Here is an 11,799-nt window from a genome sequence, read left to right on the forward strand (position 1 = left end):
TGAATTTATAATAAACTCATTTACTGGCTAATTTGTTAGAAATTATGTCCCAGCCTCATTTATTTATGATTCGTATTCTTATTTTGAGGGCTGGGAGAGAATAATTGTTGCTTTGTACTGTACTTTTTATTAAAAAGCTTCATAGTTAATCATCCTTTTTAAAATTGTTTTGTTCTTAAGTATTCAGATAAACGTTGAACAAATTTATCTGATACGTGATTTTCGATTAAATCAACCTCTTGGTTGACTTCAGAAGAGTTGATATTTAATACTTTTATGAAAAACGCTTTAATAATCTCATGATTGTTAGTCATTTCTATCGTATAAGTTAATCCTTTCTTAGTTAACATAACACCACGATAATGTTCACTTTTGAAAAAACCTGCTTCGGTTAATCGATCTAACATTTGGCTAATTGAAGGGGGCGCTGCTCCTAACTTTTTAGATAACATTTTATTAGACACTAGCTCAATGTCTCCACCTAATTGGAAGATAATTTTCAAATATTTCTTTTGCGCATCAGTAATCATGATCCCACCTACAATTTTGATTTTTAAAGCAGAAATAGCTAGCCAAACTTCAAATTTTCGTTTGACTAAATAATATATTTAGGATAACCTAAATATATTATTTACGCAAGTGAAGAAAGAAGGGAATAGCGTGTTAGATGTACAAAACTTGTCAGTGGTTTATGATAATCAAACCCGAGCTTTACAAGATGTTTCTTTACAAATGATAGAAGGACAAATTGTTGGGATTATTGGCCCAAATGGGGCAGGTAAATCAACTTTGATTAAAGCAATGATTAATTTAATACCACACAAAGGACAAACATTTTTTAAAAGTAAGCCTATACATAAGCAACTTAAAAATCTTTCATACGTCGAACAAAAAAGTAATATCGATACAACGTTTCCTATGAAAGTTTTAGATTGTGTCATTTTAGGTATATACCCTCGGTTAAAACCGTGGCAGTTACCTGGGAAAAAAGAAAAAGCAATGGCAACAGAAGCCCTTAACAAAGTGGATATGTCGGAATATAAAGATCGACAAATAGGGGAGCTATCAGGAGGACAATTTCAACGAGTGTTAATTGCTAGAACGTTAGTTCAGAAAACAGATTTGATATTACTTGATGAACCTTTTGTTGGCATCGATATTACAAGTGAAAATATCATTGTTGATTTATTAAAAGAACTAGCTGAATCTGGAAAAACAATTTTAATTGTTCATCATGACTTATCCAAAGTCAGTAAATATTTCGATAGCCTTATTCTTTTAAATAAACATTTAATCGATTTTGGTTCTGTTGAAAATGTGTTTACGGGAGATAACTTAGCACAAGCCTTTGGCACAAATATTTTGATCCCTTCTGAAAGTGGGGATAAAAATGATTAGTCAATTTATACATGAGTTATTTCAGTTTAGTTTTCTTCAAAGAGCACTTGTAACTTCTGTTGTCATCGGAATCATCTGTGGCGTTATTGGTTGTTTCATCGTATTAAGAAGTTTGGCGCTAATGGGAGATGCTATCTCACATGCAGTTCTACCGGGTGTAGCTATTTCTTATATGATGGGCATTAATTTTTTCTACGGTGCGGTAGTCTTTGGGATTATGGCAGCTTTAGGAATCGGTTTCGTTAACCAAAACAGTAAAATCAAAAGCGATTCATCTATAGGTATTGTTTTTTCTGCCTTTCTAGCTTTAGGGGTTTTACTTGTTACGAAAGCGCAATCGTCCATAGATTTAACGGAAATTTTATTTGGTAATGTACTGACAGTTAAAGAACAGGATCGAACATTAACATTTATTGTCGCTGCGATTGTCTTAATTATTGTAGTGATCTTTTATAAAGAATTTTTACTATCAACGTTTGATCCAACCATGGCTGCAGCTTCAGGTTTACCAACAAAATTCATCCATTACACAATCATGGTGTTATTAACGTTAGTAACTGTTGCCTCATTACAAACCGTCGGTGTTATTTTAGTTGTTTCTTTATTGATTACGCCAGCTTCGACAGCTTATTTACTGACTAAAAGACTATCAACCATGATTCTTTTATCAGCGTTGATAGGTGCTATTTCATCTATTATTGGGTTGTTCTTTAGTTTTACATTTAACTTACCTTCAGGTGTGGTTATTGTATTAGTTATTACAGCTATATTTATTATCACATTCTTCTTAGCACCTAGAAATGGGCTATTGTGGAGAATGATTAAACATTAACTTAGGAGGATTTTTATAATGAAAAAAGTGATATTATTTTTATTCACCATTACACTTTCTGTTGTTTTAGCAGCTTGTAGTAATGGAGATAAAGACGGTGATTCAGATAAAGAATTAGAATCAGTAGATAAAGATAAAATCAAAGTGGTCACAAGTTTTTCTATGATTGATGATATGGTTAAAGAAATTGGCGGAGAGCACGTTGAAGTTAAAAATTTAGTGCCTACAGGCACTGACCCGCATGACTACGATCCTAAACCAGATGACATTAAACATATCTCGAGTGCCGATTTGGTTTTCTATAATGGATTGAATTTAGAAGGTGGCAGTAAAGGTTGGTTATTTAAAGCTTTAGAGTCTTCTGATTTTTCAAAAGAAAATGCGATAAAAACATCAGAAGGTGTTAAACCTAAATACATTAAAGATGAAGATGGCAAAAAAGAAGTGAACCCTCATGCATTTATTGATCCGAAAGTAGGAGAAAAAATGATTAAAAATATCACGAAATCTTTATCTGAAAGAAATCCAAAAAACAAAGATTATTATAAAGAAAATGAAAAAGCATATTTAAAAAAATTACATAACATCGAAGATGATTATGAAAAACAATTAGGCGATATTCCTAAGAAAGATCGTGTTTTTGTAGCGAGTGAACAAGCTTTCCAATATTTAACAGACCGTTATGACCTAAAAGAAGGTTATATTTGGGCGATAGACACGGACGAGAATGGATCTCCAGAACAAATCAAAGATTTAGTAAAATTTATTGATAAAAATGAGCCATCTCACTTATTTGTAGAATCAAACGTAGATAAGCGTCCAATGGAAACCGTATCTAAAGAAAGTGGCGTATCAATTTACAAGAAACCAATTTACTCTGATGAAATTAGTAAAGAAGGTGGCGTAGCTGATACTTATCTTAAATATTTAGAGTATAATTTAGATGTTTTAACTGATGGATTGGAAAAATAACAATGAAACTAAAAGTGAGCGTTATTGTCTATATAGATAATAACGCTCACTTTTTTACTTATCTTTTGGAAGAGATGTTTCGTCTTCATATCTTATTAAAGGGAAAAATATGAAGAAGTTTGAAATTATCATTTTTACAGTTTAATAAAGTTTAGAATTTTAAATTAAAAGAAGCAGGTTATTGTATAACATATTATCATTTCCTAATGTGTTATACAATCACTTTTTACTCATTTTATTAATTATTTTGTTCTTTCATTTTTAATTCGATATACGGTCTGTCTTGTAATATCTACTTCTTTAGCAATTTTACTAATAGAAATTCCTTGATCTAACATTTCTACAACACGTTGATAAACTAAACGTTTCTGTGGGTCTTTCGCGTTTGGTGAGTAAAGGACAGGTCTGCCTTTATAGATACCTTTTTCTTTCGCTACCTTAATTCCCTGTGCTTGCCTACGCTTACTTTCATTTCTTTCTTGTTCTGAAATCATTGCTAAAATTTGAATGATTAAATCTTTCATGAACTTATCTAATAATGGGTTACCAATTGCTTCATTCATCATAGGCAAGCTTGTAATCATTAATTGAACTTCTTTTTCTTTTAAATAGTTCACCGTTTGAATAATCTCGTCATAATTTCTTCCTAGACGGTCAATCGATTCAACGATTAAACGATCTCCCATTCTTACAAAGTTCAATGTTTCTATAAAAATAGGTCTATCTTCAATCGATTTACCTGATTGTTTTTCTGTGAATATTTTTTCAGCACCAAATGCTTCTAAATTTTCAATCTGTCTATCTAAATTCTGATCAATGGTTGATACTCGTGCATAACCAACTATCATTTTCAACACCCTTTCTCATACACCCTAATCATACATTTAGAAACTGTATTTTACAAGGGCTCCTAATTGTTCAATTAGGGTAGACCTTAATTTTTAATATATCAATGAGTAAATGCAAATATTAAAAGTCTAAATTTATTTAAATCATCTAAGCTCAAATATTCATTCTCTTTTTCTATGTCTTTCGTTAAAAAATAAAATTTACGTATTGTTTCATCAGTTAATATTATATTTTCATCTCTTGTCTCTATTATTGCTCCGTGATAATTTGTTCCATATTTTTCCATACATTTACTTTCATAACCTTCAAAAAGCTTTTCAGCTATAAAAAATTTATTATATTTTTCTACTTGATTAATTAAAAATATTTTACTCGTAATTAAATTGGAAAAATACATAGGATCATGAGTATCTAATTCTTCTCCCCCTGCTCCTCTTTGTCCTTCATAGATAACAGATTTACCTTCACTGCCAACTTTATCTTTAAGTAACATTTGCATCAATTCAACAGTTTCTTTTTTTTCCCTCTCTATTCCGATAGAACGATCATTCCAACTTATATGTAATTTAGTTAAATCATCAAGGATATTTTTTATCTGTTTGTAAAATATTATTATAATAACCATTATCAATAATGGAAAACTAAATTCTGAATACAAATACTTAAATATTTCTATACTATAGCTTATGACACTAATCAAAGATACTCCCCCTTTTTAAATATAAGTGTTTTGCATTCTTTTGCTAACCAGTGTTATAATTTAGGTAACGAAAATAAGTATTCACTTATACACCAATCCCCCCACTATTGCGAGTAATGGGGGGATTTTTGTTGGTGTGGCTATATGTCACCTATTTTTTATTGCATTTACTTAGCCAATGAGTAAAAAACGCAATGGCACAGCCACTAATGACTGGCGCTATGATGTGAACGAAAATAAGCATCACTTTATACACCTCCTCTCTGCGTCTAAATTGACGCCTGAGAGATAGGCGACCTATATATTATATCATCTCTGAATATACGATAATAGATAACTTTTGATGAGTAATCTTATGTTTAAATAGATATTAAAAACTAACAATAACAATCCTTATTTTAGTAAAATACCTAATAAACTTATTCTTTTTTCATAATAGTTACTAGCAAAAATTATTAAATTAGATGTCTATTAGTGATAAAAAATGAAAATATAACAACACAAAGAAATTTAAAAAATCTTAATAGAGTAACAAACCTAAAAAATTGTGCTAAAAATCAAAAAATTTATGTGAAAAATGCTCAAAATAAAAAAGAACCGAAATACAGGTTCTTTTATTTGTTTAATTGACATAAAATAAACACTCTTTTTTATAAAATTTATCTTAGACCTTATTTAAAATATCCTTATTTGTAATTTTAAGATACTTTTTTAGATCATTTAGGGGTATCTTATATATTTTTTATAAATTTATGACTCTTAAAACGCCAAAAACAGGAAGAAACACGAAAATTATTCTTCGTTTTTCTCCATAAGTTCTCGCTCTATAACTTGATAAGAAACCAATACAACTCTTATTAACTTTTGATAAGATTTTATAGTATTAAAGTTCCATTTTTTACGAGTATTCATAGCTTCCAAATAATACCCAGTTATAATATCAAATGCTTTCTTCTCTAAGCTCTCTTCTCTATTTGAAACATGATAAGGAGCACCACCTTTAGTAACCCACTTATCTTTTTTATAATTAGATAAATAGGCAGTATATAAAGATATAATGGTCTCTTTGAAACCGAAAAAATTATACTCTTCTTTTAAAGAATCTTCACTAGCCACTATAGAAAATAGATGAGCGTTAAAAACTGATGGGTTATGACTTTCTGATTTAGGTGGAGCACCACCACCACCAGAATTATCAATAGGCAAACCATCTTTATATTCGACTCCAAATAATTCTCCGATTTTAGCGCTCATCTCATCAGCATCAAATTCTATACTTTTATCATTTTCTTTTTCAAACTGTCTTAAATACTCTTGCTGATCTTTTTCAATACCTTTACGTGTTACTTTTATCGATCCACTAGGGAATTTGAATTCACCCACTGTAAAATCAGTCAAAATCTTTTTTATTTGTTTTTTAAATAAAAAAATGATGATAAGAAATAAAACTGGAAAAGAAAAATTCTGATACAAAAATTTAACGAAACTAAAAATTGATTTTAATATCTCATAAATACACTCCAAAACTTACCTCCAAAATTTTAATTGAATTTTAGATTATTGCACTAAGAAATCATTAATAGTAAAAACATATATTTATTCCAATTACTTTATTGACGTTGAGCCTCGGAACCCTTAACAAACCCAAAACTTGTCGAATGGTCGGCTTAATAGCTCATGCTATGCCGACATTCGTTTCAATCTGTTTAATAAGTTAAAATTCCGTATATAATCGTGAATTTCAATATTATCTTTAAAACAAAACCAATGTACCACATTTGTTTAAGTTTCTTATTAAAGAATGAACTTTGTATCATTTCAACGGCCTACTATCTTCTCATTTGGTTATTTCTATCTTGTTTCTTCTTCTTTTTCTTATGATTAATATTGTTTTGTTTTTCTGTTTCATTCGCATAATACATAAGGAAGTCACTAGCATTTATCTTTGGTAAATGAATGTGATTAGATTGTTCATATTCATGTTCAAGATGATTGTCATTATTATTTCTATCCACCTGATTAATATGTTTTTCGATAACTTTTTCTTGATCGATGTTATTATATTTCTCAAGTTTAATGAGTAATTGAACTTTTTCATTAGGTGTTTGGTCTTTGACTTTTTCAAAGCTTCTATCGCCTATATCTATTCTTAAATCATCATCAATATGTTCTTTATAACTTTCAATTTCTTTCTCTCTTTCTTTAATGAATTGCAACTCAGCGTTATATTCAAAGCTATCTTTTTCTAGTCTTTTAAGATATCTTTCACTAAAGAAAATATCCTTACTTGCTTTTTTATAAGTATCTTCCAACAATACATCATTAGGAATATTGTTATTTTGTTTGAATAGGTATTGAACATGAGTTGCTTTTATAATATTACCTTTTTGTGCCTCATCAACAATAAATGCTTTTTCATCATGGCTAAAATGATGATGAGATTTAGGGTACATTTGCTGAACAATGAGATGATTTTTTTCACTTTCAGTTAGATAAACATCTTTAGCTGATTGATAAATCTCTTTACGTTTTTCCTCTCTACTTTCTAACTTATTCTTCTCATTGAGTAACGCTTTATAGTTAGTTTCAACAGTATTAACAAACTCTTGTTGACTATATCCTTTACTTTCAATTTCTTTTCTAAACTGATAATTTTCATCATAATTTTTAGCATAGAATTTCAATTGACGTCTCTTAATTTCATTTTTAAGTAAGTCATTTTGAATTTTACGACCAAAGGTAGACGCACTGTCAAACGTATTTTTAATTGTTTCTTTCGCCTCTGAATAGCCAACATCACGTTGATATCTATCAAATAAAATAGAATAACTTTGTTCATTTTTACTTACTTGTTCGTTAGCATTTTGAGTAAATAATCTAATTTCATTCTGTGCTTGTTCTTTCTCTTTATCACTGAATATTTGTGATACTTCACCACGATTATATCGTCTAATCTGTTCATTTTTTTGTCCGTAATAAGTAACGGGTTGGTACTCAATACCCTCTTTTTCACAACGTTTTTGCTCATTTTTTTCTAGTCGATATTCTTCTCTTGTCAGTGGAATTTCGGCAATTTTTTCTAACCCTTGATCTTCAAAAGAACGACTATCATATCGTCTTAAACTTTGTTCACGTTCTGAATATTGATTTAATTTTAATTCCCAATGCTTACGAACTTCTTTGAAATCAAAATCGGCAAAGCGTTCTTGTTTTCTAACTTTATTACCATTTTGATTTAAAATCGCATGACCGTTTTCATCATATCGTGTTTTCGTTTTTGTCTTTTTCCCCCAAGTACCGTCTGCATTAAAAGGTCTTTGAGTCAGTAACACATGAGCGTGTGGATTGTTCATATCATCTCTATGAATTGAAATATCAGCAACCATTCCTTTGTCTACAAACTCACTTTTTATAAAATCTTTTGTTAATTCTGTTTGTACTTCTCTATCAAAATCATTAGGTAAACTTAACAAGACTTCTTTGGCTAATCTAGGGTTTTTCGTTTTCGCATTATGCTTTTCAACTTTATCGACTTCATTCCATAAACGCTGTCTATCTTTCGTCCAATCAGGCGCATGTTGAGGGGTTAAAATCATGCTTTCAGGTTTTACTGTATGATTTCTAAACTTAATTTTTTCATCTGTACGTTCACTATATAATGCTTCGTCAGAACGATAAGATGCTGATGCAACGATATTTTTTGTTGCTCGATTAATATTAGTCACTCTCAACATAAAGTAACCTTTCTCCATGATTTTACCTCCTCTCTTTTTTGAATTTAAACCCCTGTGGGAACTATAATAATCAACCTGTAGGGTTGCCCATTTTTATGCCAATTTTTAATTTGCATGTAAATGGGCAGTGTCTTAAGAACTGGTTATATTATACCATGAACGTGCGACTTACCCAATGAATTATGATATGCTTTATATAGATAAATTAAGGGAGTTTTTTAATGTCTAAAATCAAACAAACAGATATTACAAAATTAAGTCAATTAGAACAACAAATTGAACAACTGAAAGAACAAAAGAAAAAACAAGAAGCACAACTATCTAATAAAATTGGTGGTTATTTTTTAAATAAACTTGATTTAAATATGATTAACTCTAGTGATGAATTGTATAAAATCATGGATAAAGTCATTGAAGAATTTAATAAAGATATGGAACAAAATAACAGCAACGGGAACAACGAAAATTTAACAGAAAACAAAATTAATTAGAATAGTAAGTGATATTATGGATGATTTTAAACATCTCAAAAAAACAAATGCTGCAATTGAAAAAGCTGAATTAAGAAAAAATAGAATAAAAAATTTAGATAGAAAAGAAAGAGCGCATAGACTGATTCGAAAAGGCGCCATGCTTGAAAAGTATTTTGAATGTGAGCATTTAAGTCCTGATGAAACAGAAGAATTGTTAAAGATTTATTCCAACTACATTAATACAAATAAACCCAATAAATATAAAAAGAAGTAATTTATCATACGTACAAATACTTGGAATTGCACTTGAATAAAATAACAGATAAGTTGTTGAAGATAGTATCAAAAATATTAGTTTTACAATGTTTATATAAGTAAAAACAAGATCAAGAGAAAATGAAATTGAAAAATTAAAAGATGGGACTAAAACCGAAAAATTTTAGACCCATCTATGTACATAATTATATTTCCTTGAATATAAAGTTGGCCAAGAAAGCTTTAATCAAGTATTAAATAAAGAAGTGATTGGTAAATTATCCCGTCGCTTATTAAGCGTATGCACTTCAGCAAATTCAGATTTAAGAGATTTCATGAGATATCCTTGCATTGCTTCAACAGTTTCATTTTTTTGAATAAGCACGGCTTTAAAACGTTTAAGAACGTGAAGTATTTCTATTTCCATGTCTTCTAATAAGTAATATGTATCAATGGAGTTGTTGAAGGATGTTTTGGCTTTTAATAATACAGATTTAATAAGTTTAATTTCATCTACAGAAAAGTTATTTAAATAATTTTGAATACTTTGTGGTAGTTCTTCAAGTAGTTGAAATTTTAAAGCGTCATCATTAAATTTTGAATAGTAGTGATTTGAATGACTTGTGTGATTACTAGGATAATTTAATTTATTATCATTCAAATCATCCGTATCATTACTCTCAGTCTTAATATAATCAGTATCATTATAATCAGTATCATTAGACTGTGAATTTGGAAGTTCTTGACCACTTAAATTCACAGTTCTAGAACTTCCAAATTCATTGTTCTGGAACTGTGAATTTGGAAGTTCCTTGGTATGACTGGCTTTAATGTTATAATTAGGTTTTAATAGGTATAATCTATTTGGTTTATTAAGTCCAACACGTTCTTGAGTTAGTAAATTAAATTTTATTAACTCTTTTTTCAATTTTATAATTTTTTGTTCTGCATAACCTAAGTATTCGCACAAATGTTTATTACTGAAAATAAAGTAAATGTTATTATTTTTATCCACCCATTCATTTTGGAGGGATAATTCAAAACGATCTTTTAATAACGCATACATAATTTTGGCTTCTGCAGACATTTTCTTAAAATATGCATCTTCAAATAAATATTTAGGCAGTTGATAAAATCTTTCAGTTTTTACTTGTGATAAATTGTATTTTTCAAAATTGGGCATAATAAAAACCTCATTTCCATTTTTGGGATTGAGGTAATAAAACAATTTTTACGTAAGTTATATGTTTTGTGCTTGCACTTAGATGATTAGATATATATAATACAAGTATCAAAAAAATATATAAACAAACGAGTGCGAATCGTTTTATTACCGAGAGTCGATGCTACGCCAATAGCATCGACTCTTTTAATATTTATAAAGTAATATTAACACTTTCAATGGCGTATATAAAGAGTTTTAAATATAATTAAAAGTACACCTAAAACCACCAAATATATAATTCGTTATTTTAGTACCTAATTAAGAATCAAAAAAATTTATAGGTGGGTAATTAGGTATTTAGGTAGTTAATAGATAGTAAATTTATCGCTAAATGATGAAATAAATTTCATTAGATGGTAAAATTTAGGTACTAAATTAGGTACCTAAGGATGGTATTATGAAAACTATTAAAATGATTGCTGATGAATTAGGTGTAACTAAACAAACTATTGTTAATAATGCTAAAAGATTAAATATATCTTTTGAAAAAGAAAATGGAATTAATTATATTAATGATAATGATTATTTGAAAATTATAGAAAAAATCACTAAGAAAGAGAGAACAACCCAAAATAAAGAATCAGTAAAAAAAGAATTGTTTGATGAAAATACTGCAAAAGTTGAAAAGTATATATATAATAATTCAAATAGTTCTGAGACATTAAAAACAAAAGTAAACGAATTAGAAAAGCAAATAGAAATCTTTGAAACTAGAGCTAAAAATGATGAAAAATATATTGAGAATTTAACTAAACAATTAGATCAACAAAATAGCAATGTCAATACATTAAATAAATTATTAGAGAATCAACAAATTTTAGCTTTAGAAAGTAATAAAAAGATTCAAAAATTGGAAAATCAATTAGAGGAAGAGAGACAACTGAATTATTCCTTCGATAAATCTACTAACGATCGAAAAAACTTTGATGTACAAGAAGCATCATATACTTCTGATTCTGTAAATACTAATCAATATCAGAAAGAAGAAATAAATCCAGTGGTTCAATCTAAAGGTATATCTGAGAATCAACAAGATGGAGAAAAACAAAAAGAAAATGATAAAGGTATTGCTATAGAAGAAACCCAAACTAAAAAAGGTTTCTGGAGTCGTTTGTTTGGTGGCTAATGATTGTTTGAAAAAAATATATTAAATAAGCACTATAAGCAACTTAACTTATAGTGCTTTTATTTATATTAAAGAAACTTCTGATAATCTTTTCTTATGTCAACAGTTTCATAATATATATTGATATACACTACTGATAATAGGTTTTAATTAATATTAAGCGCATACTTTTTATGGATAGAATATTAGTATTACATATTTTTTGGGGTTCAAGAATATGCCCCGATTTTATATC

Annotated in this window: 13 protein-coding genes; 6 read left to right on the forward strand and 7 right to left on the reverse strand. The window is 28.8% G+C overall.

Going from position 1 to position 11,799, the window contains the following annotated elements; genetic code table 11:
- Positions 1 to 158: 158 nt before the first annotated feature.
- Positions 159 to 530 (reverse strand): metal-dependent transcriptional regulator, encoded by a 372-nt coding sequence (locus tag HMPREF2561_RS05735; protein ID WP_070468498.1) that lies wholly within the window; start codon positions 528 to 530, stop codon positions 159 to 161.
- A gap of 130 nt (positions 531 to 660) precedes the next feature.
- On the opposite strand from HMPREF2561_RS05735, the gene HMPREF2561_RS05740 reads away from it, so the two are divergent.
- From HMPREF2561_RS05740 to HMPREF2561_RS05750, 3 genes are read left to right on the forward strand one after another with little or no spacing between them, the layout of a single operon-like run.
- Positions 661 to 1,398 (forward strand): metal ABC transporter ATP-binding protein, encoded by a 738-nt coding sequence (locus HMPREF2561_RS05740; RefSeq protein WP_002497485.1) that lies wholly within the window; start codon positions 661 to 663, stop codon positions 1,396 to 1,398.
- Positions 1,391 to 2,230 (forward strand): metal ABC transporter permease, encoded by an 840-nt coding sequence (locus tag HMPREF2561_RS05745; protein WP_002497486.1) that lies wholly within the window; start codon positions 1,391 to 1,393, stop codon positions 2,228 to 2,230. Before HMPREF2561_RS05740 ends, HMPREF2561_RS05745 begins: the two co-directional genes overlap by 8 nt.
- 18 nt (positions 2,231 to 2,248) lie before the next feature.
- Complete coding sequence (locus HMPREF2561_RS05750; protein WP_002497487.1) at positions 2,249 to 3,202, forward strand: metal ABC transporter substrate-binding protein; 954 nt, start codon at positions 2,249 to 2,251, stop codon at positions 3,200 to 3,202.
- A gap of 242 nt (positions 3,203 to 3,444) precedes the next feature.
- Here the strand turns inward: HMPREF2561_RS05750 and HMPREF2561_RS05755 are convergent, their stop codons facing one another.
- The 5 genes from HMPREF2561_RS05755 to HMPREF2561_RS05770 form a co-directional block, all read right to left on the reverse strand.
- On the reverse strand, positions 3,445 to 4,050 hold the full coding sequence (locus HMPREF2561_RS05755; RefSeq protein WP_002497488.1) for a recombinase family protein: 606 nt from the start codon (positions 4,048 to 4,050) through the stop codon (positions 3,445 to 3,447).
- A gap of 101 nt (positions 4,051 to 4,151) precedes the next feature.
- Complete coding sequence (locus tag HMPREF2561_RS05760) at positions 4,152 to 4,751, reverse strand: hypothetical protein (protein ID WP_002380771.1); 600 nt, start codon at positions 4,749 to 4,751, stop codon at positions 4,152 to 4,154.
- A 151-nt stretch (positions 4,752 to 4,902) separates the two neighbouring features.
- Complete coding sequence (locus HMPREF2561_RS10740) at positions 4,903 to 4,998, reverse strand: type I toxin-antitoxin system Fst family toxin (protein ID WP_002387633.1); 96 nt, start codon at positions 4,996 to 4,998, stop codon at positions 4,903 to 4,905.
- Between the two features lie 545 nt (positions 4,999 to 5,543).
- Positions 5,544 to 6,275, reverse strand: coding sequence for a hypothetical protein (locus HMPREF2561_RS05765; protein ID WP_002387631.1), 732 nt, complete (start codon positions 6,273 to 6,275; stop codon positions 5,544 to 5,546).
- A gap of 305 nt (positions 6,276 to 6,580) precedes the next feature.
- Positions 6,581 to 8,503, reverse strand: a complete 1,923-nt coding sequence (locus HMPREF2561_RS05770; RefSeq protein ID WP_049419691.1) for a MobA/MobL family protein — start codon at positions 8,501 to 8,503, stop codon at positions 6,581 to 6,583.
- A gap of 203 nt (positions 8,504 to 8,706) precedes the next feature.
- Between HMPREF2561_RS05770 and HMPREF2561_RS05775 the strand changes: the two genes are divergently transcribed.
- Together HMPREF2561_RS05775 and HMPREF2561_RS05780 are read left to right on the forward strand one after the other, a co-directional pair.
- Positions 8,707 to 8,976 (forward strand): hypothetical protein, encoded by a 270-nt coding sequence (locus tag HMPREF2561_RS05775; RefSeq protein WP_002387628.1) that lies wholly within the window; start codon positions 8,707 to 8,709, stop codon positions 8,974 to 8,976.
- Positions 8,977 to 8,992: 16 nt separating this feature from the next.
- Positions 8,993 to 9,232 carry a DUF3847 domain-containing protein gene (locus HMPREF2561_RS05780; protein WP_002387627.1) on the forward strand — a complete coding sequence of 80 codons (240 nt, stop codon included), beginning with the start codon at positions 8,993 to 8,995 and terminating at the stop codon, positions 9,230 to 9,232.
- 228 nt (positions 9,233 to 9,460) lie between these two features.
- Here the strand turns inward: HMPREF2561_RS05780 and HMPREF2561_RS05785 are convergent, their stop codons facing one another.
- Complete coding sequence (locus HMPREF2561_RS05785; protein WP_002387626.1) at positions 9,461 to 10,396, reverse strand: replication initiator protein A; 936 nt, start codon at positions 10,394 to 10,396, stop codon at positions 9,461 to 9,463.
- Positions 10,397 to 10,835: 439 nt separating this feature from the next.
- Here HMPREF2561_RS05785 and HMPREF2561_RS05790 point away from each other — a divergent pair, with 439 nt between their 5' ends.
- Positions 10,836 to 11,564, forward strand: a complete 729-nt coding sequence (locus tag HMPREF2561_RS05790; protein ID WP_002387625.1) for a DUF536 domain-containing protein — start codon at positions 10,836 to 10,838, stop codon at positions 11,562 to 11,564.
- Positions 11,565 to 11,799: the final 235 nt, after the last annotated feature.

The organism is Staphylococcus sp. HMSC069E10, assembly GCF_001809205.1.
Taxonomy (GTDB): Bacteria; Bacillota; Bacilli; order Staphylococcales; family Staphylococcaceae; genus Staphylococcus; species Staphylococcus hominis.